Origin of the sequence: Pseudoalteromonas sp. SWYJZ12 (assembly GCF_015864395.1) — a bacterium.
Classification (GTDB): Bacteria; Pseudomonadota; Gammaproteobacteria; order Enterobacterales; family Alteromonadaceae; genus Pseudoalteromonas; species Pseudoalteromonas arctica.
Genome location: NZ_JADYXH010000013.1, coordinates 53,391 through 76,472, shown reverse-complemented (window position 1 = coordinate 76,472; position 23,082 = coordinate 53,391). Strand labels below are relative to the sequence as shown.

The following is a 23,082-nucleotide window of genomic DNA, read 5'->3' as shown; positions in this document are numbered from 1 at the left end:
TAACCCTACTCATTCATTAAAGCTGTTAATTTAAGCGTACTAAGGTACGTATTCTTTTAGGCTCTGTTAAATAAAGAAACTGCTGAAAGTCATGAGATGCGTTTATTAACATCTCCCCATCATCTTTGCCTTTAAAGATCGCCTTACTCCTTCCTGTATTAAAGTCTATTTCATTCATCTCATACCCGTCTTTATCTGCAAGTGTTACTGTCATAACCGTTTCGTGAACGGCCAAACCAATAATCTCTTTTGTTGGTGATTCCCAAATAATTTCTAACTCATTTTTTTCGTTAAGCCTAAATACTTGTTTATCATTAGAAAAGTAAACCAGATCCCGTTCATCAATATCCATTGCATAACACTCCAAGCGCTTTCCTGAACCTGTATAAGGTGTTAATTCAAGCGTCTCTAAATCAAATTTAGCAGGGTGAAAAGTAACACCGTCTGCAGCGCGATAAGAAACTAAAATAGCAGCTTCGTGGTGATACATTTCTCGTAGATAAAATGAATGGTAGGAATGAGGAATACTCTGAAAGCTTTCTTCTTCTAGATTAATTCTAAATAGTGTATTTTTACTGGCAGTGATCACTTCCTCACCGTCTTTTGACCACACTATACCAAATAATTCTTCATTGTTTGGGTTAGAAAAAATCAGCGTTTGCGTCCCATTCTCATACAAAAATAATTGCTTTGTACCAAATCGGTGAGATTCAAATACAAATTTAGACGAATCGGGAGAGTAAACCGGTAAAAAGTCGACTGAAGAGGTATCTACAAGCGTTTCGAATTGCGTTGGCTCTTGACGAGTTGAGCGGATAATATCCACATCAACCTTTACTAACTCCATTAAAATGTCGTTACCTGACAACGAGAAATGCGCGTCTCTAATAATGTGGTAGTTATTAAACGCCAACTTAGTCAGGTGACCCTGTAAATTTAATAGCTGAAGTTGATGTTTATTACTAATCAATAATTGTTGTGCATTGGGGTGCCAGCTCAACCCCTGCACTCCATCTTCAACCGTTGCTAATGTTTTAGTCGAGCTTGTTTCAATATCGAACAAATCAATTCTGTATTGGTTTTGACCAGATTCAGAAGTTAGAGCAATATACTGCTGGCTCGGTGATAATGCATGTAACATCATCCAATCTTGCCCAGCAGCTTCCTTAACAACACGTTTTACTTGGGTTGTTAAATCAATTGTACTTAGTTGAGTATGATTATCGCTTTGGCGTTTTTCAATGAAATAAATATTATTGTTATTCGCCCACTCTAACTGTTGGCTCGTAACCTTAAAGTCTTTAAAAGTATAAATTGTTCTATAGTTTGCAGGTTGTAATGTCAGCTTGTCTAAAGTGAAATACCCCAATGTTTGGGTATCATCCTGATTCACAAATGCGATTTCACTGTCATCACTGCTCCACCCTAGGCTGTGATAGGTTGATTGCTTTTGTGTTAATTTAACTTCTTTTCCTGAGCGTAAGTTTTTTAACCAAATAGCTTGCTTCGACTTATCACCACGCACAAAGGCTATATATTCACCATTATGTGACAAAGAAGTGCTCGATTCATTTTCTTCACTCGAAGAAATAGGCATCAATTTAGTAAAACGTGTCTTTACCTGCGGTGTATCGGGGTAAAGCCAACTTGCGATCCCACTCAGTGTAACCATTAAAATTACCAACACTGATAAGTATATACACTTGGGTCTATTAAGCTGAGCAACGTCTACCTCAAGGCTATAGCCTCGTTTAGGGTGAGTAATAATATACCGTGGATTTTTTGAATCTTCACCCAATGCTTTTCTAAGCAATGCAATACAGCGCTGCACATAGCTGGGGCTAAATGTAGCATTTGGCCATACGGCTGAAAAAATTTGTTCTTGGCTAACCACAGTGCCCCGATGTGAATACATATATTGCAATACATCCATGACTTTGGGTTCAACGACTTGCTCTGTGTCAGCTGATGATATTTTACAGCGGCTTACATCTATAGCAAATTCCCCTATTACAAAACGGCCCACTGACTACTCCAATAAATTACTATAAATCATATATTAAGGTTTTCTTAAGAGAAACTCTAGGGTAATTCCATTGCTGCTTAATCTATTATCCGTAATGCTGATAGCATTATTCATTAACAATTAAAATCCATGCTTCGTATCTTATTTATCTTAACCATTTTTGTTAGCGCCTTTTTGCTATTTCAAATTCAACCTATGTTATCTAAAGAGCTGTTACCTCGATTTGGGGGCGGGGCATCGGTGTGGTCTGCCAGTCTATTTTTTTATCAAACTGTTTTATTGCTTGGCTATTTTTATGCACACTTTTTAAGTCGTTATCCACTAAAAAAACAAATAGTAATCCATATTTCGCTCGTTGTTTTAGCAAGCTTAATTAGCCTTAACAAATTCCAAGTTAATTTTACTTTAACCCCCAACTGGTCAGTGATGGTAAACTTGCTGAATCAAATTGGCTTAGTATTTATGTTGCTAAGTGCCACAAGTGTGCTTATGCAACGATGGTACATAAAGCGCGGTGAAAATACAGTGCCTTATCATTGGTATTCGGTTTCTAACCTAGGCTCTTTATTGGCTTTAATAAGCTACCCAATTATATTTGAGGTGTTTTTTTCACTGCAGCAACAAAAAAATTACTGGCAAATAGGGCTGCTTATCTACTGCATGCTATTAATCTGTTTAGCTTATAAGCTATTGAGCATGAGCAGCAAAAAAAATAAATCACCGTTACCGCTTACAAAAAAAATGTCAAAAAAACCAAATGTACTTTGGATTATTTTATCCGCGACAAGCTCAATCATGTTAATTGCGACAACACAAATGATCAGCACTAATATCCCACCAATGCCACTTGTATGGGTCGTGCCGCTTGCTATCTATTTAGTGACTTTTAGCTATACGTTTGCCAGTAAAAACAACTATAATCGTTCTGTTTGGGTATATGCTTTTATATTAAGCGCGTTTGCAGGGTTGATAATGTACTTTTTAGGGAGCCAATTTAACGCTATTGCACAAATTATAATTTATAGCTTTATTTTATTTACTGGCTGCATGATTTGCCACGGTGAACTTAGAGAACTTGCACCACAAAGCACATTGCTAACACACTTTTACCTGTATATTGCTTTAGGTGGCGCGCTTGGCAGCTTATTTACCACGTTACTTGCTCCCGTGTTATTTGAACAAATCACCGAATATATCGTCAGCTTGGCAGTACTACTTACTCTCATTAGCTACATTCAAATAACTAAATTAAAAAAAATAAATACGCTGCTAATCGGCGCGTCAGCTCTGTGGTGTGGCTGTTATCTCGTTCTTTATTTTAGTTTCAATCAATATAACGTTGCATCACAAAGAAATTTTTATGGCTACCTCACAGTAAAAGATATCAATACTGCAGAGCTTGCGCAAAGACGCTTAATTGATGGCACCACAATTCATGGTTCGCAGCCTTTGCATAGTCAAAATTCACTCACTAACAGTTACTATCACCAGCACACAGGCGTAGCTAAGTCGCTCGCGATACTTAAAAACCAAGAAAACCTCAGCATGGGCGTCGTAGGATTAGGTGCAGGAGTATTGGCTAGCCTGGCTGACAAGCACGATACAGTCCATTTTTATGAGCTAAACCCCGCAGTATACAAAATGGCTGATACGTATTTTGATTATCTTAAAAACAGCCCAGCTAAAGTAAATGTAACCATTGGTGATGGCAGAGTTTCATTAGTAAACGAGCTTAAAAACAATGCCCCTTTAATGAATGCCTTGGTTATTGATGCATTTTCAAGTGATGTAATTCCCGCCCACCTATTAACTCAGGAAGCGTTTGAGCTTTACTGGCAACGATTAAGTGAAAACGGTATTTTAGTTATCCATATATCAAATAACCATATAGATTTACTACCAGTGCTCCAAGCGCATAGTACTAACTTTGCAAAAGCATTAATAAAATTTAAACATAATTCAACAAAGCTCACCGCTTTAAATTCGGAGTGGGTTGTGTTAACAAGTAATCAACTATTTTTAGATGCTATTAAGGTAAGTGATTTATCGCCGATGAAATCCTATCTAAAAACTGAGTTAGTACATTGGACGGATCAAAAAAACAGCTCATTACCGCTATTAAAATTTTAAGCTAAACTTGGGGGTACAGCCCCCTTAAAAATATAAAAACCACTTCGTATTTAAATTATATCCCCCTCTTAATGACAGCAACAATATTGGTTTCTGTATTTGATTCAGTTACCTAGTACTGTAACACCGAGTAAGTAACCACATAATCCGATAAAACAAGAGTTAGTGAAATAATCACTGCAAATTTTTAATAGTCACAAAACTTGATTTATAAAAGAGTAAACGTAAAAAAGCACGATATAAAACCGTGCTCTAATACACTAAACCACTCAGTTTAATTTAAAAAATAAATTAATCACACTGAGCCATTAATTGGCCCGTGTTCGTGGTTTACATGTGGATTTTGTCCGCGTTGGCGCAGTAAATGATCCATTAATGTAATAGCCATCATTGCCTCAGCAATCGGGATTGCACGAATGCCAACACACGGATCGTGACGACCTTTGGTGATCATCTCAACCGCTTCGTTGCTTGTATTAATGCTGTTACCTGGGATGGTAATGCTCGACGTTGGTTTTAGCGCAATAGAAGCAATAATATCTTGCCCTGTCGAAATACCGGCAAGTACGCCACCTGCATGGTTTGATGTAAAACCTTCAGGGGTTAGCTCGTCGCGATGCTCAGAGCCTTTTTGCTCAACTACATCAAAGCCATCACCAATTTCCACGCCTTTAACTGCATTAATACTCATTAATGAGTGTGCAAGTTCAGCGTCAAGGCGGTCAAATACTGGCTCACCAAGACCTACCGGTACGTTGCTTGCCACTACTTTTACTTTAGCGCCAACTGAGTCACCTTGCTTTTTAAGGTCACGCATATATTCGTCAAGCACTTCAAGCTTACTTGCATCAGGGAAGAAGAATAAGTTATTTTCAACTTCGTCCCAATCAAACGTTTCCGCCTTAATAGGACCTAGCTGGCTTAAGCATGCTTTAACTTCAATACCATGAAATTGCTTTAAGTATTTTTTAGCGATAGCGCCTGCCGCTACGCGTATTGCGGTTTCGCGTGCAGACGAACGGCCGCCACCACGATAATCGCGCAGGCCGTACTTATGCCAATACGTGTAATCGCCATGACCTGGGCGAAATACATCTTTAATTTTGCCGTAATCTTGCGAACGTTGATCGGTGTTTTCAATTAATAAACCAATGCTGGTACCTGTGGTTTTACCTTCAAAAACGCCTGCTAATATTTTTATTTGATCGCTTTCGCGGCGCTGCGTTGTATAACGGCTTTGGCCTGGTTTTCGGCGATCTAAATCAATTTGTAAGTCGGCCTCTGTGATTTCAAGACCTGCGGGAGTACCATCAACAACGCCGCCTAATGCAACGCCGTGGCTCTCACCAAAGGTGGACACTTTAAATAACTGTCCAATGCTATTACCTGCCATTAACTTTCCTCATTCCTAATGACTACCAATAGCCAAGCACACGGCTTGGCTATTCATTTTTTACTTATTTTGCAAAATACTCATCTAGCTGCTTTTTGCTAATTACAAATACACCTAAGCCGCCTTGTTCAAATTCAATCCATTCAAACGGCGCGCCCGGATACAGTGCATCCATATGTACCATAGAGTTACCAACTTCTACAAATAACAAACCGTTATCAGTTAGGTGTTCACTCGCTTCACTTAAAATAGTACGGGTTACATCTAAACCATCGTGGCCTGATGCAAGCCCAAGCTCTGGTTCATGATGAAACTCACGTGGCAGGTCAGCCATATCTTCTGCATCAACATACGGTGGGTTTGCTACTATTAGGTCGTATTTTTGACCTGGTACACCGCTAAATACATCAGACTGAATGGGTAACACACGATCGCTTAGCATGTAATCGTTAATGTTAATGTCTGTCACTTCAAGCGCTTCATACGATATATCTACCGCATCAACTTGTGCTTCCTCAAAAGCTTGAGCAAGTGCAATTGCTATACAACCCGAACCCGTACATAAATCTAATATGCGCTTTACTGACTTAGGCTCTTCAAGCCAGGGTGTAAAGCGGTTGCTAATAAGCTCAGCAAACGGTGAGCGAGGTATAAGTACACGTTCATCCACATAAAATGGCATACCCGCAAACCATGCAATGTTTGTTAAGTAAGGGACTGGTGTGCAGTCGTTAATACGTTCTGCAATAAGACCCGCAAGTTGATTTTTTTCTGTGCTTGTTAAACGCGCGTGCATTAATTCTTTTGGCGCATCAACAGGCAAGCTAAGCGCAGGCAGTAATAAGCTTACAGCTTCATCCCATGCGTTATCTGTACCGTGTCCAAAAAATATACTACTACTTGCAAATTGGCTTGTAGTCCAACGTAACCAGTCATGTAAAGTTGACAGTTCTGCAACGGCTTCTTCGAGTGTTGCTTCTTCTATTTGTAAATCGCTCATATATTTTTACCTGTATTAGCTTACTGACTGTTTTGAGTCTTTAAGACGATTGCATTGCCTATCTGCGCTGGGCAAATTACAATTGCCCCTCATTTAAGTATTGTACCGCCTTTTGCGCTGCGTTTTTACGTTTTTTTGTTTAGGTAATAGTTATGAAAAAAGACACTCCATCACATTCGTCCCTAAGCAATGACGACATAAGCTTATTTCGTCAAACAATCACAGGCGCCAAAGTATTTAAACAAGATACTCATCGTTTTGATACAAAGCCTAAGGTGTCACAAGCTAAGCAATTTGCCCAGCAAAAAAAGCAGGCTCAATCTGAATTTTTCTTCTCAGACGTTTATATTCCCGATATAGACACCCACGGCACGGTTAAATATGTAAAACCAGGCCAAGATACCTTCCTAGCTAAACAGCTTCGCCGTGGTGACTTTGCACCCGATTTGACGCTAGATTTACATGGCTTAAATAAAGAACTTGCTAAAGATGAACTCGCTGGACTCATTCACGAATGTAAAAAGCAGCATTACTATTGTGCATGTGTAGTGCACGGTATTGGCGGCGGCGTACTAAAGCACAAAGTGCCTCAGTACTTAGTACAGCACCCTGACGTAATAGCGATGCACCAAGCCCCTCTCGAATATGGTGGTAGAGGCGCTGTACTCATACTAATTAATTTACCGCAAAGTGATGAATTTAGACGCTAACTTTAGCTATTACTAGGATGTAACTACGTGCATATTTTTTCAATTATTTTTCCACTCATTTTTATTGTTGCGTTTGGTTATAGCTGTTGCCGATTAAAATTTTTCGAAAAGCAGCATATTGCAGGCTTAAGTAAATTTACTTTTTATATTAGTTTGCCTGCTTTTTTATTGTTAAATATGTCGCAAATTAACTTACAGCAAAGCATTAGCCTTTTTGCATTTTTGAGTTTTTACATACCCGTTCTGAGCGTGTTTGGGGTGGGTATTTTAATTGATCGCTTTTATTTAAATAAAAAGTATTTAAAAAATTACCAACAACACGGCGTCTTTGGACTCGCTTCTAGCTATTCAAATATGGTGTTAGTGGGTATTCCTATTGTTATTGCATCGCTTGGCAAAGAGATGATAGCCATTGCGTTTATGATCATTACTTTTCATAGCACATTGTTATTTGCACTTACTTTTTTAATAGGGGCTAAGGGCAGTAGCGATAAATTTTCGTGGTCGCACTTTGGAAAAAGTATGGTGTTAAATCCAATAGTACTGAGTATTGGATGCGGGCTTATATTAAACATATTAGGAGTAACACTGTTCACCGACTTAGCAAATAGTTTGGAGCTATTAGCTAAACCAGCAATTGCCTGTGCGCTATTTGTACTTGGTGCTAATTTAGCTTTTTATAAAATAGCAGCAAATTGGCAACCCGCGTTAATAGCATCAATTTTAAAAATATTTTTATTGCCTGCGTTAGTTTTATTGGTAGGCACCTATGTATTTAAGCTAGACACGCAAATACTTAATGTATTGGTACTTTTAAGTGCGTCCCCTGTTGGCGTAAATGCTTATCTTATTGCGAGTCAAATAAAGCAGCATGAAGCTACTCTTGCTGGGGCTGTCGTACTTTCTACTATCTTAAGTGTTATTAGCTTTACGTTTTGGCTAGCTTTATTACTTTAGCTTACAAACCGCCGGCTACATCAACAAAACTACCCGTTGTAAAAGAAGCGTGCTCCGAAGCTAAAAAGTAAATTGCTGCAGCAACTTCCTCGGGTGTACCGCCTCTGCCAAGGGGTAATTTACTTTTAAGACGATCGACTCGATTTTTTTCGCCGCCATCACTATGCATATCAGTGTAAATAAGCCCAGGTCTAACAGAGTTAACACGAATACCTTTACTTGCCACCTCTTTTGCCAAGCCAATAGTAAATGTGTCCATTGCACCTTTAGATGCTGCATAATCAATGTACTCATTAGGAGAGCCCGTTTTAGCGGCCCCCGATGAAACATTAACAATACTACCGCCATTTCCCATTCGCTTTATTGCCTCACGACTACATAAAAAAGCACTGGTAATATTTGTAGTCAAAACTTCGTTTATGCGCTCAGCACTCATTTCTAACAAAGGCATTTGTGGTTTTAAAATACCGGCGTTATTTATTAGTACATCAAGTTGACCTAACTCTTTATCAATAAAGTCAAATAACGCCAAAACATCTGCCTCTTTCGATACATCTGCTTTTATAACTTGAGCTCTAACGCCAAAGCTTCTTACTTGATCGGTTACTAGCTTCGCACTAGCTAAATCAGCTTTATAATTAATGCAAACATCATAACCATGCTTTGCAAAATATAGTGCGGTAGCTGCGCCAATACCTCGGCTAGAGCCTGTGATAAGTACAACGGGGGAGCGATTCATTAAAGCTATTATTCTTTTAAAGCTGCAACGACTGAAATTTCAACAAGTAGTGCATCACGTGCCATTTTAGCTTCCACGCATGCCCGTGCAGGTGCATAACCCTCGGGTACCCATGCATCCCATACTGCATTCATATCTGCAAAGTATTCCATGCTCTTTACATAAATAGTCGCGCTAAGCATATGTTCTTTTGAACTTCCCGCTTCATCAAGCAATGCCTCTACTTTATCAAGCATAGTTTGAGTTTGTTCTTTGATATCTTTTTGCGCGTCGGCGCATACCTGCCCACATAAATACACAGTGCCATTATGTTTTACAATGCGGCTCATGCGCGCACCTGTTTGTAAACGTTCTATTGTCATTTTACTTTACTCAATTATTTATATTTAAACGTTTTCTGGGGCATTTATACTTAAATAACTACTACGCTGGGTTTGCTCATCGTAACTAATAACAGCAACAGCGCCCGTATTAAAAATGGGCATATTGCCAGGGCTTAATTGGTCCACTAAATAACTTACAATAGGCATATGTGATACAACAAGCCATGTATTGCATTGGGGGTGAGTAGCAATAAGTGTTTCGATGTAGTCAGCAGCAATTTGAGGTTTGCCTTCGGGAATTATATCAGACGTGGTTTCGCTAAATTTAAATACGTTATTTTTAGCCACACCTGCAGCTGTTTGCTGTGCTCGAATGTAAGGACTAACTAACAGTGCATCAGGGTAATGTGCTTTACTGAGCCAAAGGCCCATTTTTTCAGCTTCATCGTGCCCTGCTTGGGTTAAATTTCTACCTGCATCATCAACCTGCATGGGTGTTGCTTCGCCGTGGCGCATTATTAGGATTGTTTTCATAAAAAATCAACCGATTAAAGAATATAAAACAGTAGCCAGTTTGCCCGTTTGTCAGCTATATTAACAATATAAATCTATTTATTTCTAAAATAGTTCTTTCATGAGATTCAGGTAAATCTTTAAGCTGTACTTCGCTTTCCTGAAGTCATCATCTGTTGTTAACAAGTAAACGTTTAGTTTCAGGAGCATCATTTGAATATCAGCCGCAATGATAACAGAGCATACCGCGCCTTTACACTGGACAATGGTCTAAAAGTACTATTAGTGCAAGATAAAGATTCTACAAAAGCGGCAGCATCAATGGCAGTTAACGCCGGACATTTTGACGACCCTCTTGATAGGCAAGGCCTAGCACACTTTTTAGAGCACATGCTTTTTTTAGGCACTGACCAATACCCAGATTCAGGCAGTTTTAATAATTTTGTTTCGCAAGCTGGCGGCAACACCAATGCGTGGACCGGCACTGAGCATACCTGTTACTTTTTTGATATTAACAATCAAGAATTTGAACAAGCGCTTACCCAATTTAGCCGTTTTTTTATTGCGCCACTTTTAAATTCAGCCGAAACAGAAAAAGAACGCAACGCAATTGAAGCCGAGTTTAAACTAAAAATAAAAGACGACGGTCGCCGTATTTATCAAGCCCATAAAGAAACGGTAAATCCAGCTCATCCATTTGCTAAATTTTCTGTAGGAAACCTACAAACCTTAGCTGACAGAGAGCGCTGTATTAGTGATGAGCTTCGTGACTTTTTTAATAGCCAGTACCAAGCTCAGTGGATGACTTTAGTTATTTGCGCAAACGAAACACTAGACACACTACAAAGCTGGACTCAAACTTACTTTGGCGCAATTAACGGCAACAAAAACCTTAAAAAGCCAGAGATCAGTGAGCCACTTTATCGTAAACAAGACATAGGAAAAATACTCCATATTGAGCCACATAAGCATATGCAAAAACTTATTATAAGTTTTGCTATGCCTAATATTGACGACTTTTATCGCCATAAAACAGTAAGTTTTATTGCCCACTTACTTGGCTATGAAGGCGCGGGTTCTCTTTATTCTATTTTAAAAGAGCAAGGCTGGATAAACGCGCTCTCTGCTGGCGGTGGTATTAATGGCAGCAACTTTAAAGATTTTAATATTAGCTTAGCGCTTACCGATGAGGGTATTGAATACTTTGAAGATATTATTGAAATGGTGTTTGAATACATTTGTTTAATTAACGATAACACCGAAAAATTGCCGCGCTTATATCAAGATAAAAAAAATCTATTACAAATAGCATTCGATAACCAAGAAAAATCACGCTTAATTGATTGGGTCAGTAATTTAAGCATTAATATGCAGCATTACGACGAAGCAAACTACGTGCAAGGCGACTATTTAATGGAAGGCTTTAAAAAAGCGACCCACGAAATGGCCATGCACTGGTTAACGCCACATAATATGCGCATCGTACTTATACATCCAGATGTAGAGCCTGAACATAAAACGGCATGGTACAACACACCATATAAAGTAGAACATATTTCACCTAGTTGGCTTGATGCCCTTAGCGAGATAAATAAGCCGCTGAGCGAAATGCTGCTACCTACAGCTAATCCTTATTTAACAAAAGAAGTGGTGTTATTTGATGTCGTAAAACCACAAACAAAACCCGAGTTATTAGTAAAAGAACCCGGTTTTGACTTTTGGTTTAAACAAGACAACACATTTCGTGTTGCTAAAGGCCATTTTTATTTGGCCATGGATTCTGATTTTGCCGTAAAAGATGTAAAACATATGGCACTCACCCGTTTATTTACAGATTTATTTATGGATAGTGTCGGCGAGCAATTTTATCCAGCAGAACTTGCGGGACTTAGCTACCACTTAACCTCGCATCAAGGTGGATTAACTCTACATACCGCTGGGCTTTCATCCAGTCAGTTAGAGCTTGTTGATCAATTAATAGATGCTTTATTTAATGTAGAAATTTGTGCAAAACGCTTTGCTGAATATAAAAAACAACTTGTAAGGCATTGGCGCAATAGCAACCAAAACAAACCAGTCAGTGAGTTATTTAGTATTTTAGGCGCAAAAATAATGCCTTGGAACCCTCAACCTGGGGAGCTTGCATCGGCATTAAAAAACACCTGTTTTCAGCAATTTAATGAGTTCAGAACAGACTTTTTTAAAGCACTACATGTTGAATCATTTTTACATGGTAACTGGCAGCAAAGTGATGCATTAGCCTTTCAAAAAAAGGTCGCAGAACACCTAAAAAACGCAGCCATAACTGAAGATTTAAGACGCCCTCTTTTTGAAATTAAAAAAGTAACTCGCTACGAGTTAGAACTTCCTTGTAGCGACCATGCCATGGTAGTTTACTATCAGGCGCAAACGGATTGCGTGGTCGAAAAAGTAAAAATGATGGCGTTAAATCATTTAATTAATCAAGATTACTTTAACGAGTTACGAACAACACAACAGCTAGGTTATTTAGTGGGCGCAGGTTATGCACCTTTTAATACTCGTGCTGGAATAGCATTTTATGTGCAGTCACCTAAGTTTGATGCAAAAACATTATTGCATCGTCATAACAGCTTTATTAAAAATTACCTTGATAACATTGATGCACTTGATGAAAACGATTGGCAACAGCAAAAACATGGCCTTAGTACTCATATTGCAGAAAAAGATAAAAACTTGCGCCTGCGCTCACAACGGTTATGGCTTGCTATTGGTAACAGAGATCACGAATTTCATATGCAGCAGCGACTTTTAGATGCCCTAAACGCACTAACACTAAGAGAAGTAAAAGTTTATGCACTAAGCCTATTTGATGATAATAGACCAAGATATGAGCTTTTAAGCTCGGCGAAAGTCAGTAAATCTCAAAATATGCCCGTTTACTCTCAATCTCTTTGACTCTAGGTTTAGCTTGTTTTAAATTATCATTTGTAAATTAGAAGTAATCAAAAAATGATAAAAACAATAATAAAACTAAGCATGCTTGTAGTACTTGCTTACTCATTTGAGCTTTTTGCCTTTGAGTCATCATTTAATTACAACTCAGACAATATACTTATACTAGCAAGCGCCATTATAGCGCTTGCTTTGCCCTACCTGTTATTTGTAATCCACAAACTTAGACGCTCACGCCGTCAACTCCGTCTTTCGGAAAAACGCCTTAAAAGTACTGTAGAAGGTAGCGGCGATACACTTTGGGACTGGAACATAAAAACAGGCGAAGTTATTCGTATTAACGATAAGTACTTAATGGATTCGACTACCTTAATGGGGTTTCCGCCAAACAAAGGCCTTATTCACCCTCACGATATTAATAACGTTGAGCACTTGTTAAAAGTACACTTTGCAGAGCAGTCTGCTTTTTTTGAAGCCACCTACCGAATCAAAGATACATTTGGTCGTTGGCATTGGGTACTCGATCGCGGAAAAATAATTGAAAAAGACGCCAACTTATCACCCCTTAGAATGACAGGTACCGTTCGCGATATATCACAGTTAAAATCAACGGAAGAGCGCTTAAACCTTTTTGCTAAATGTGTTGAATCTCTCACTGACGCCTTAGCAATTTACGATAAAAACTTTAAACTGGTTGATATAAACCCGAGTTTTTTAACCTTGTTTGGTGGCGTACGCGAGCAATACTTAGGAAAAGATTTCAACCTATCTGGGTATGAGCCAAGCTACACAAACAGAATTATTGAAATAGTAAAAGAGCGCGAACATATCCAACAAGAAGTGAAGCTTCGTAATAGTGAGCGTGTTTTATTGCCTATAGAAATATCGATAGATGAAATTAAAAACGATCAAAATCAAATAACTAATTATGTCGTTGTTTATTCAGATTTAACAGAGCGTAAAAAAGCCGAATCGCAGTTACATAACTTATCGAATCGAGATCGCACAACTAGTCTGCCTAACCGAAATTTATTTTTTACTGATTTGCAAAAGCTAGTAAAGCTCAACTCGCATCACGCCTTGCTTGTATTCGATTTAGATAACTTTAAAAAAATAAATGACTCGTTAGGGCATCAACTAGGTGACAGCTTATTAGCTAAACTAGCAATGCGCTTAAATAAACTAACCCGCGAAAATGATGTATTTTATCGTTTAGGCGGCGATGAGTTTGCTCTTGTAATGTCTGACACTAACGACATACATGTAATTACACGTATGGCAAAACAGTTTTTAGCAGCCATTGCTACACCATTTAAAATGGCTGGCCACGAACTGGCAATCACCTCAAGTGTAGGCATTGTATTATTCCCAGAAGACGGTAATACGCCTGAACTGCTCTTAAAAAATGCAGATACCGCGATGTATCATGCTAAAAAGAAAGGTAATAGCTACCTATTTTTTAACGACACGATGAACCGTCAAGCCGTTAAACGACTGCAAATAGAAAACCTTATGCGCTTTGGTTTAAAAGAAGATCATTTTGAAGTGTACTACCAACCAAAAATGAATATTCGCACAGGCAAGCTAACCGGAATGGAAGCATTAGTACGCTTTATTACACCCAAAAAAGGTATTATTAGCCCAGGCGTGTTTATACCCATAGCCGAGGAAACGGGCCAAATAATTGAAATTGGCGAAGTTGTATTAAACAAAGCCTGCAGAGACGTAAAAGAATGGCTAGATAGCGGTTTATTTAGCGGCCGAGTAGCTGTCAACTTATCAGCAAAGCAATTTAGCCTCCCCGATTTAACTTCTCGTATTGACGTTATTTTGCAAAAAAACGAATTACCGTCTTACTTTTTAGAGCTTGAAATAACAGAAGGTACTGTAATGGACGACCCTAAAGAAGCCATTGCAATTATGCGTTCGTTAAGTGCCCGAGGTATTCATTTAGCAATGGATGATTTTGGTACTGGTTATTCATCATTAGCGTATTTAAAGCAATTTCCGCTTAATACACTTAAAGTAGATAAAGCATTTATAGATGACATGACCAACGAACGTGGGCGTAATATGGTCGACTCAATAGTCACTATTGCGCATAACCTTGATTTGCATGTAGTTGCTGAAGGTGTAGAACAAGCTCATCAAATTGATATACTTAAAAAGCTTAATTGCGAAACAGTACAAGGTTATTACTATTCTAAGCCACTATCAAAAAGTGAATTTACTGAATTTTTAAAGCAGCAACACACTAAAGCAGCCCCAAGCTTAATTAGAAAAAATAAAAATGTGGCGTCGATAAATTAAGGGCGCCATATACACGCATTTATACCTACATTTCTAACTAAAGCACGACGATAATGTAGATTAAATAAGCACCAGGCCACAGGCCCAAGTAAACCGCCTAAAATAAGCCATCGCTTAATTGGCATACCTTTTTTAATGGCTTCTAAATACATTAAAGCTATAAATATACTGCTTAGTAAAACTATAAACAAAATTACCCTTTAAAGTTGCTCAAAAATACGGCACTTATTCTAACGCTAACGTGATTAAATTTAAAGCAACAAATCCCCCGCGTGCACAAAAAAGCCGAATCTGTTAAACACAGATTCGGCTTTTAAAATTATAATTTATACCAATCTGCTTATATATGGGGTCTATTTAACGTTAAGAAAATTACGCTAGAACTAGGCAAAAGTTTTTATATCTAGTTGTTCTCGGCAATTGCTCCCTGCATTGCTCTACCTCCTGCATCCATGCAGTCGTAAATGAAAAACTTTTAACGACGTTATAGTGCAATTTAATTCGTTAAATTGATCAAGGATTTATGCAGGTTGGTATTACAAGTTACTTTTCAGCACGACCCATAAATTTGTGTTCAACAGTATTAATACGGATACGGTCACCTGTTGAAATATGCTCTGGCACAGAAATATTTAAGCCAGTAGACATACGTGCAGGTTTTGAACGAGCACTCGCAGATGCACCTTTGATAGATGGGTCTGTTTCTTCAACAACAAGTTCAACACTTGACGGTAAATCAAGCCCTACTGGCGCGCCATCAATAACAATTACGTGTACGCCTTGTGTTTCTTCATTAACAAATAAAATTTCTTCGCTAATAGCATCTTTGCTTAAGTTATAAGGCGTGTAATCTTCATTATCCATGAACACATACTCGTCACCATCAATGTACGATAGCATTACTTCACGGCGTGTTAAATCAGCCAGCGTTAGCATGTCACTGTCTTTGAATGTTTCGTCAACTTTACCACCGGTTACCACATCGTATAAACGCATACGGTATAAACTACCACCAGCACGACCTTGCGGCACAGAGCGCACAATATCTTTTACAACTAAAACGCGGCCATTGAAGTCAATAGCAGTACCTTTTTTAACATCACTCGCCTTTGGCATGTGTGAATTCCTATTATTTTTTTGATTGCCAGAAACATACCACGAACTGGATTTTGTTCAACTAAAATTACGTTGGTTTTACGCTACATGTTGTATTAGCTTGTAAAATTTTAATTTATACTAAAATACATATAATCAAATGTGAAAAAAACTGCTATGGTAGCTTTACCGAGTATGACTTCAAGGAATGGATCATGGACCAGAAAAAAGTACATGAGTATTTAGTTAAAAAACCACTTGTTCAGGTTACAAAACCATTTGCGCAAGAGGTTGATGTATATAAAGTGAATCATAAAATGTTTGCGACTCTTGCTATTGGCAATGACGGTCAAACTAATGATGATGGTGAGGTTATTTGGTGGCTTAACTTAAAGTGCGATCCTGATGAAGCAATATCATTGCGTGATATTTTCCCGGCAGTGATCCCTGGTTACCATATGAATAAACGCTTATGGAACACAGTAATTTTAGACGGCACAATTCCACAAGGTGAAATTGAGAGAATGATTGATAACTCATTTAATTTAGTCGTAGAAAACATGCCAGAAAAAGACCGAAAAGCTATTTCACTTCACTTGTAAACACTTTTTGGGCTAGGCTACTAGCCCATTAAAACCCTACACCTTAAGCGTATAAATTAAATCGTCATATAACTTTTCGCCTATTGTATGCACTTTAAAAAGTGTATCGGCATGGGTTAAACCGCACTTACCAAGCACCTTTTCAGAACCAATATTGCCACGCGTTACGACTGCTTTAAACTGCCTAATACCACATTCTTTCCAAGCCCAGTCAATCACAGCTCTTAGGGATTCTGTCGCGTAGCCCTTATTAAAATACTTTGGCAATAATAAATAACCAAGCTCTGCGGTTTCTCCGTCATAGGCAAAGCCTGTAACACCCACAGGTTGCTTTGTTTGATTATTAATAATGAGTAAACACAGGGGATGACGTGATTTAGCATTCCACTTAGGCAAGCGTATCTCAAAGCGGTTTCTTACCAGTGACTCCATTGGCGTATCAAAACAATACTTAAGGACTTGAGGATCGCGATGAAGCGCTAGAAAAAGAGGCCAATCAGATTCTTCCATTTGGTACATGCTCAATCTTTGTGTAAATAATGTCATTAAGCTCCTCATTTATTTATAAAAACTATAAAAAAACCGCATTTAAATGCGGTTTTTTTAGATAGCAGAAACTTTATTCTTTCGTTTCAATCTCTTTAATAACTTCAGGCTCAGTTACACTTTGCTCTTGTGACTCAGTGCTTTGTACTTCAGGAGCTACAACCTCAACATGTGTTGCGTTATAAAAAGTAGCACCAGAGCTTGCCATTGTTACCAGTGATTCACATGGTGCAAAGTTAGCATCGCTGTTAGCTAATGTAGACATATCAGAGCTTATTTTACTTGCGCCTAATTTATCCATATAGCTAAACGGGCCACCTAAAAATGGTGGAAAACCAATACCAAATATTGCACCGATATCGCCATCACGTGGGCTGGCAATAATGCCATCATCTAAACAGCGTACTGCTTCGTTAAGCATTTGCGATACACAACGCTTAGCAATTTCGCTCTTGTTTAAACGTGGAGCCGGGGTAACACCCAATAGTTCGTAAACTGACTCATCAACCTTTTTGCCTTTTTTATCGTATTCATAAAAACCACGACCAGACTTACGGCCAAGGCGTTTTGAATCAATCATACGCATAAATGCATCAGGGCCTTTAAAACGCTCGCCTAATTCTTTTTCAAGAATTGGGGCAATTTTAGAGCCAATATCAATACCTACTTCATCAAGTAGAGCCAGCGGGCCTACCGGAAAACCAAACTCAACAAGCGCCGCATCAATCTTTTCAATTGGCTCGCCTGCTAACATTAAGTTAGCAGCTTCGTTTAAGTAAGGCGCTAAAATACGGTTGACGTAAAAACCGGCCATGTCTTTTACAACAATTGGCGTTTTACCTTGCTTACGTGCAAAGTTAACAACGCGGGCAATGGTCTCTTGAGACGTACCTTCGTGTGGAATAATTTCCACTAATGGCATTTTTTCCACTGGTGAAAAGTAATGCAAGCCAATTACATTTTCAGGACGTGCTGCCTGCGCTGCAATTTGCGATATTGGTAATGATGACGTGTTACTTGCAAAAATTGTATTTGCTTGGCATTGCTGCTCTACGTCTGCAACCATACCTTGCTTAAGTGCAAGGTCTTCAAACACCGCTTCTATTACTAAATCAATGTGTTTAAAGCCACTGTAGTCAGTTGTACCTGTAATACGGTTCATCGTTAACTGCACATCAGCTTTAGACATAATACGACGCTTAAGACGCTTATCTAAAATTTTATAGGTGTAGCTCATTGCATTACTAATGCCCTGCTCTGCTACATCTTTAATACGTACCGGTACTTTAGCTTTAACAGCACTTACGTGCGCAATGCCTGCGCCCATTAGTCCACCACCTAAAACAGCAGTTTTGCTTATTGCGGGTGCGTCATCATTGCGCCACTCTTTTTTCATTTCAGTGGTTGCAAAGAAAATACCGCGAAGCGCTTTCGATTCGTCACTCATTACAAGTGTTGCAAAGCTTTCAGCTTCTGTTTTATACGCTTTTAGCTCATCAAGCTCTACACTAGCTCGCACTGCTTTAATAATAGCTAGTGGTGCTGGGTAGTGCCCGCCCGTTTTTTTAAGTACGTTTTCTTTTGCTTTTTTAAAGATAAAGTTACGACCAAACGGGTTTGACTCTAGTAATTTACTAATATTGTCGAGCTTTGGCTCTTTTGCTTGTGGCTTTTTCTTAGTCGCAAATTCTTTTGCAACTTTTAGCAGCACACTGTGCGGTACACAGTCATCAAGCACACCTGCTTTTTTAGCTTGCGTAGGGCGAATCTGTTTACCTGTTAGCATCCACTCTAGTGCTTTTTGAATACCTACAATTTTAGTTAAGCGTTGGGTGCCGCCGCCACCAGGAAGTAAACCAAGTTGCACTTCTGGTAAGCCAATTTTTGTTAAATCACTGTCGGTACCAACACGGTAATCACATGCTAAAGCAAACTCTAAACCACCACCTAATGCAGCGCCATGAATCGCACTTACTGTTGTGTATGGCAATTTTGTCATATCAAAAAACGCTTGATGACATAGCTCGCTAATAGCTAAAGCATCTTCACGCTTTTGAACGCTATCGAGCATTTTTACATCGGCGCCAGCAATAAAGTTATCGCTTTTTCCGCTTATAAATACCATGCCTTTTACATTTTGCGACTTAGCGTCTTCTAGTAATACTTTTAAATCATCGGCAAAACTGCTGCGCAGGGTATTCATTTTCTCACCCGGCACATCAATCGTTACCACGGCGATTTTATTTTCATCTACCGCTAAATTAAATACTGAATCTGTCATTACGCGCTCTCCAATACAAAGGCTGCACCTAAACCACCAGCAGCACACGCTGTTGTTAATGCTAAACCGCCACCACGACGTTTAAGCTCGTGTAAGCTTTGCGTAATTAAGCGTGCGCCTGTTGCTGCAAATGGGTGACCATATGCTAAAGAGCCGCCGTTAACGTTAAACTTATCCATGTTAATTTCGCCAATTGCTTTGCTGCGACCTAAATGCTCTTGTGCAAATTTGTCTGAAGCAAACATTTTCATATTGGCAAGTGTTTGCGATGCAAACGCTTCGTGCATTTCAATTAAATCTAAATCAGCAAGCGTAATACCCGCTCTATCTAGTGCAATAGGCGTTGAATGAGCTGGGCCCATTAACATGTCTTTTTCTACGCCAATTGCCGAAAATGCAAAGCTACGTACGTAACCTAGTATTTCATAACCTAGTGCTTTTGCTTTGCTTTCGCTCATCATAAGTACGGCCGCTGCACCATCAGTTAATGGTGTTGCATTTGCGGCGGTAACAGTACCGTGCTGACGGTCAAAAACAGGTTTAAGCTTGGCGTAGCCTTCAACAGTTGAGTTTTTACGAATGTTATTATCTTCTGAAATAAAGCTTTTATATGGCGGTAAATGTGCCGTCATTACTTCATCTTTTAACTTTCCATCAGCCCATGCTTGCGTTGCAAGTGAGTGAGAACGATGCGCTAACGCATCTTGATCTTCACGGCTAATATTATGTGTTTTAGCCATTTGCTCAGCAGTTTGCCCCATTGAAAGGCCTGTTGAGTACTCTGCAACAGCAGGAGGCACTGGTAATAAATCTTTTAAGCGCAGTTTTGAAAATATTTTTAAGCGTTGACCAAGCGTACGCGCTTTATTTAAATCAACTAAGCTGCCTGCTAGCTTTTTACTTACACCAATTGGCAATACTGATGACGAATCTGCGCCGCCTGCAATACCTACACTTACAGATCCCGCCATAATAGACTCAGCTACATTAGCAATAGCCTGAAAGCTGGTAGCACATGCGCGCGATACAGAATATGCATCAACCGATACCGGCATACCTGTGCCCAATACAATTTCACGTGCAATATTTGGCGCTTCTGGCATTTGTACTACTTGACCAAATACAAGTTGATCAATTTCTGACTTGTTGAAATTTAATCGTTCAAGCATTTCGTTAACCACCAATTTACCCATATCAAGTGCAGGTACATGGTGAAACGCTGTTGCTTGCTTTGCAAAAGGTGTACGTAAGCCGCTAACTATGGCAATACGGTCGCCCTTTGGTGTTTTTAGTATGTTTTGCTCAGACATTTATGCTCTCCCGCTGACAGGTCTGACCTGTTTGTTTTCCTCGATTCTAAACAACCCGTGTACTAAAGCCAATAGATAAACACAAATTTATATAAATAGTGTTTAATTACGACTATCACAATAGGCTTTTTTAGACGCATTTACAAAGTTTTGTGGTACGCTAAAAATCGTTAAAAAATAACGAACTATTTTAAAAAATACAGTCTAACTCTTGAGTTACCCAATTATAAACCTTATAAATAGGTCAGTATTTATCACCTAACACTATTAGGTACAAACCCAGCTGACGAGGACAGTCCACTTATTATGGCAGCTAACGCATTTTCACAATTAAAAACGTACTTAGATACACAAATCATTGGCCAGCCAGAGCTTACACAAGCGCTACTTATTGCTATTTTAGCTGATGGTCACTTATTAGTAGAAGGCCCTCCTGGGCTTGCAAAAACACGTGCAGTTAATGCACTTGCTAAAGGTATTGAAGGATCGTTTCAGCGCGTACAGTTTACGCCAGACTTATTACCGGCTGATGTAACAGGTACCGATATTTACCGCCAACAAACTAGCGAGTTTGTATTTGAAAAAGGCCCTCTTTTTCACAACCTAATTTTAGCTGACGAAATTAACCGTGCACCAGCCAAAGTGCAATCAGCACTATTAGAAGCCATGGCAGAGCGCCAAGTGACCGTTGGTAAAAACACTTATCCGCTTAGCGAACTATTTTTAGTTATGGCAACACAAAACCCGCTAGAGCAAGAAGGGACTTACCCGTTACCAGAAGCCCAGCTGGATCGCTTTTTACTGCACCTAAGTATTGGCTACCCTGGCGCAGAGCATGAGCTTGATATACTACGTTTAACACGTGGCGAAGCGCTTAACGAGCAACAACCAGTAATGCAAAAAATTAGTCAAAGCGATTTATTTGCAGCTCGTAAAGAAATATTAGGCCTTTATTTAGCAGAGCCGCTTGAGCAATATTTAGTACAACTTATTATTGCCACCCGTGAAGGCGCTAAATTAGATGCGCAACTAGGTAGCTGGATTGAATTTGGTGCAAGTCCGCGTGCAACAATAGCACTTGATAAATGTGCTCGTGCTCATGCATGGCTTCAAGGCCGTGACTTTGTAGCACCTGATGACATTCAAGCTGTTGTGCATAACGTACTGCGTCATCGCATTATTTTAAGTTACGAAGCCCAAGCCGATGGCATTACTAAAGATCAAGTAATAAGCCGTATAGTTGAACTTGTAGCCGTACCATAAGTTATGCAAAAACAATTAGAATCCCAAGCATGGCTCAAACAGAGCCATAGCCACGGTGTTAATTTAGCACTCAAAGAGCTGATGTATTACAAAGCCAAAGCGCAATTGCTTGAACTTGCCCCTAAGGTAAAAATAAAAAATACCTTAACAGGGCAATACCTTGCACCGCACAAAGGCCGAGGAATGGAATTTGCCGAAGTGCGACATTATCAGCAAGGTGACGATATTCGCTCTATTGATTGGCGAGTTACTGCGCGTACCGGCGAGACTCACACAAAGCTCTTTCAAGAAGAAAAAGAGCGCCCTGTGTTTGTATTTACTGATTTTTCTAACTCAATGCTGTTTGGTTCAAAGTTACTATTAAAGTCGGTGCAAGCTGCGCATATAAGCGCTCTTGTTGCATGGTCGGCGTGTCAGCGCGGCGATAGAATTGGCGGTATTGTGTTTAATCAGCACTCGCATTTGGAGCTAAAGCCCAGCGCCCGTGAAAAAGCAGTCCTTAAGCTTTGTCATAATTTATGCGACAACCACCAGCAAGCGCTCAACAATATTGATAAAACAGCCCCTAACAACTTTAGCGATAACCTAAAGCGCCTTAATCATTTAGCAAAACCAGGCAGCTTAGTGTATTTGGTGTCTGATTTTAATGCTCTGGATGATGCGAGCTTTAAGCAACTCGAAATATTAAGCCGCCACTGCGAGCTGATTGGTTGCCATATAAGCGATCCATTTGAGCATCAGTTACCTGCGTTTAAGCAAGCCGTTACTGTTAATGCAAATGGTCAAGACTTTGCCCTACCATTAATGGATAACAGCTTTAGAGAACGCTTTGCTAAAAATGCTGAGCAAGCATTTAGTACGCGCTTTAATCGCTTAACTAAATCGGGTCTTAATTTAATATCATTCAATGCAGCAACACCGCTTGAGCTGCAATTAGTGAGAAAATAACC

At 39.2% G+C, this 23,082-nt stretch carries 19 protein-coding genes; 8 read left to right on the top strand and 11 right to left on the bottom strand.

Features of this window, described 5'->3' with window-relative positions; genetic code table 11:
• Nucleotides 1-25: 25 nt before the first annotated feature.
• Nucleotides 26-2,026 (bottom strand): winged helix-turn-helix domain-containing protein, encoded by a 2,001-nt coding sequence (locus I6F42_RS14115; RefSeq protein ID WP_308807878.1) that lies wholly within the window; start codon nt 2,024-2,026, stop codon nt 26-28.
• A gap of 129 nt (nt 2,027-2,155) precedes the next feature.
• On the opposite strand from I6F42_RS14115, the gene I6F42_RS14110 reads away from it, so the two are divergent.
• Complete coding sequence (locus I6F42_RS14110) at nt 2,156-4,156, top strand: fused MFS/spermidine synthase (protein WP_197152547.1); 2,001 nt, start codon at nt 2,156-2,158, stop codon at nt 4,154-4,156.
• Between the two features lie 295 nt (nt 4,157-4,451).
• Here the strand turns inward: I6F42_RS14110 and aroC are convergent, their stop codons facing one another.
• Nucleotides 4,452-5,549, bottom strand: coding sequence for a chorismate synthase (aroC, locus tag I6F42_RS14105; protein ID WP_197152545.1), 1,098 nt, complete (start codon nt 5,547-5,549; stop codon nt 4,452-4,454).
• Between the two features lie 64 nt (nt 5,550-5,613).
• A complete protein-coding gene (gene prmB / locus I6F42_RS14100; RefSeq protein WP_197152536.1) occupies nt 5,614-6,549 on the bottom strand; it encodes a 50S ribosomal protein L3 N(5)-glutamine methyltransferase in 936 nt (311 codons plus the stop codon).
• A 152-nt stretch (nt 6,550-6,701) separates the two neighbouring features.
• Between prmB and smrB the strand changes: the two genes are divergently transcribed.
• Both smrB and I6F42_RS14090 read left to right on the top strand, forming a co-directional pair.
• Nucleotides 6,702-7,259 carry an endonuclease SmrB gene (gene smrB / locus I6F42_RS14095; protein WP_007377742.1) on the top strand — a complete coding sequence of 186 codons (558 nt, stop codon included), beginning with the start codon at nt 6,702-6,704 and terminating at the stop codon, nt 7,257-7,259.
• Between the two features lie 27 nt (nt 7,260-7,286).
• A complete protein-coding gene (locus tag I6F42_RS14090) occupies nt 7,287-8,216 on the top strand; it encodes an AEC family transporter (protein ID WP_024591640.1) in 930 nt (309 codons plus the stop codon).
• A 1-nt stretch (nt 8,217) separates the two neighbouring features.
• On the opposite strand, the gene I6F42_RS14085 is transcribed toward I6F42_RS14090, so the two are convergent.
• From I6F42_RS14085 to sixA, 3 genes are read right to left on the bottom strand one after another with little or no spacing between them, the layout of a single operon-like run.
• The gene (locus I6F42_RS14085; RefSeq protein ID WP_197152533.1) at nt 8,218-8,955 is read right to left on the bottom strand and encodes an SDR family oxidoreductase; all 738 of its coding nucleotides are present in this window, start codon (nt 8,953-8,955) and stop codon (nt 8,218-8,220) included.
• Between the two features lie 8 nt (nt 8,956-8,963).
• Nucleotides 8,964-9,317, bottom strand: coding sequence for a RidA family protein (locus I6F42_RS14080; protein WP_197152531.1), 354 nt, complete (start codon nt 9,315-9,317; stop codon nt 8,964-8,966).
• Between the two features lie 24 nt (nt 9,318-9,341).
• The gene (sixA, locus tag I6F42_RS14075; protein WP_197152529.1) at nt 9,342-9,812 is read right to left on the bottom strand and encodes a phosphohistidine phosphatase SixA; all 471 of its coding nucleotides are present in this window, start codon (nt 9,810-9,812) and stop codon (nt 9,342-9,344) included.
• 192 nt (nt 9,813-10,004) lie between these two features.
• Here sixA and I6F42_RS14070 point away from each other — a divergent pair, with 192 nt between their 5' ends.
• Nucleotides 10,005-12,728, top strand: a complete 2,724-nt coding sequence (locus I6F42_RS14070) for an insulinase family protein (protein WP_197152526.1) — start codon at nt 10,005-10,007, stop codon at nt 12,726-12,728.
• Nucleotides 12,729-12,782: 54 nt separating this feature from the next.
• On the top strand, nt 12,783-15,035 hold the full coding sequence (locus I6F42_RS14065) for an EAL domain-containing protein (RefSeq protein WP_197152524.1): 2,253 nt from the start codon (nt 12,783-12,785) through the stop codon (nt 15,033-15,035).
• Here I6F42_RS14065 and I6F42_RS20225 read toward each other — a convergent pair.
• Both I6F42_RS20225 and yeiP read right to left on the bottom strand, forming a co-directional pair.
• On the bottom strand, nt 15,032-15,226 hold the full coding sequence (locus tag I6F42_RS20225) for a hypothetical protein (protein WP_010554659.1): 195 nt from the start codon (nt 15,224-15,226) through the stop codon (nt 15,032-15,034). The two genes, I6F42_RS14065 and I6F42_RS20225, sit on opposite strands and share 4 nt — an antisense overlap.
• Nucleotides 15,227-15,578: 352 nt before the next feature.
• On the bottom strand, nt 15,579-16,151 hold the full coding sequence (yeiP, locus tag I6F42_RS14060; RefSeq protein WP_007580599.1) for an elongation factor P-like protein YeiP: 573 nt from the start codon (nt 16,149-16,151) through the stop codon (nt 15,579-15,581).
• Nucleotides 16,152-16,345: 194 nt separating this feature from the next.
• On the opposite strand from yeiP, the gene I6F42_RS14055 reads away from it, so the two are divergent.
• Nucleotides 16,346-16,732, top strand: coding sequence for an MmcQ/YjbR family DNA-binding protein (locus I6F42_RS14055; RefSeq protein WP_007580596.1), 387 nt, complete (start codon nt 16,346-16,348; stop codon nt 16,730-16,732).
• A 36-nt stretch (nt 16,733-16,768) separates the two neighbouring features.
• On the opposite strand, the gene I6F42_RS14050 is transcribed toward I6F42_RS14055, so the two are convergent.
• The 3 genes from I6F42_RS14050 to fadI all read right to left on the bottom strand — a co-directional run bounded on the left by I6F42_RS14050 (nt 16,769) and on the right by fadI (nt 20,869).
• Nucleotides 16,769-17,278 carry a GNAT family N-acetyltransferase gene (locus I6F42_RS14050; protein ID WP_197152523.1) on the bottom strand — a complete coding sequence of 170 codons (510 nt, stop codon included), beginning with the start codon at nt 17,276-17,278 and terminating at the stop codon, nt 16,769-16,771.
• Between the two features lie 73 nt (nt 17,279-17,351).
• Nucleotides 17,352-19,559: a fatty acid oxidation complex subunit alpha FadJ gene (gene fadJ / locus I6F42_RS14045; RefSeq protein ID WP_197152522.1), complete on the bottom strand. Its 2,208-nt coding sequence runs from the start codon at nt 19,557-19,559 to the stop codon at nt 17,352-17,354.
• Nucleotides 19,559-20,869 carry an acetyl-CoA C-acyltransferase FadI gene (fadI, locus tag I6F42_RS14040; protein WP_004335629.1) on the bottom strand — a complete coding sequence of 437 codons (1,311 nt, stop codon included), beginning with the start codon at nt 20,867-20,869 and terminating at the stop codon, nt 19,559-19,561. Before fadI ends, fadJ begins: the two co-directional genes overlap by 1 nt.
• A gap of 306 nt (nt 20,870-21,175) precedes the next feature.
• Here fadI and I6F42_RS14035 point away from each other — a divergent pair, with 306 nt between their 5' ends.
• Entirely contained in the window at nt 21,176-22,132 is a 957-nt protein-coding gene (locus I6F42_RS14035; RefSeq protein WP_004335627.1) for a MoxR family ATPase, read from the top strand.
• A 3-nt stretch (nt 22,133-22,135) separates the two neighbouring features.
• A complete protein-coding gene (locus I6F42_RS14030; RefSeq protein ID WP_010554656.1) occupies nt 22,136-23,080 on the top strand; it encodes a DUF58 domain-containing protein in 945 nt (314 codons plus the stop codon).
• The last annotated feature ends 2 nt before the right edge of the window (nt 23,081-23,082 follow it).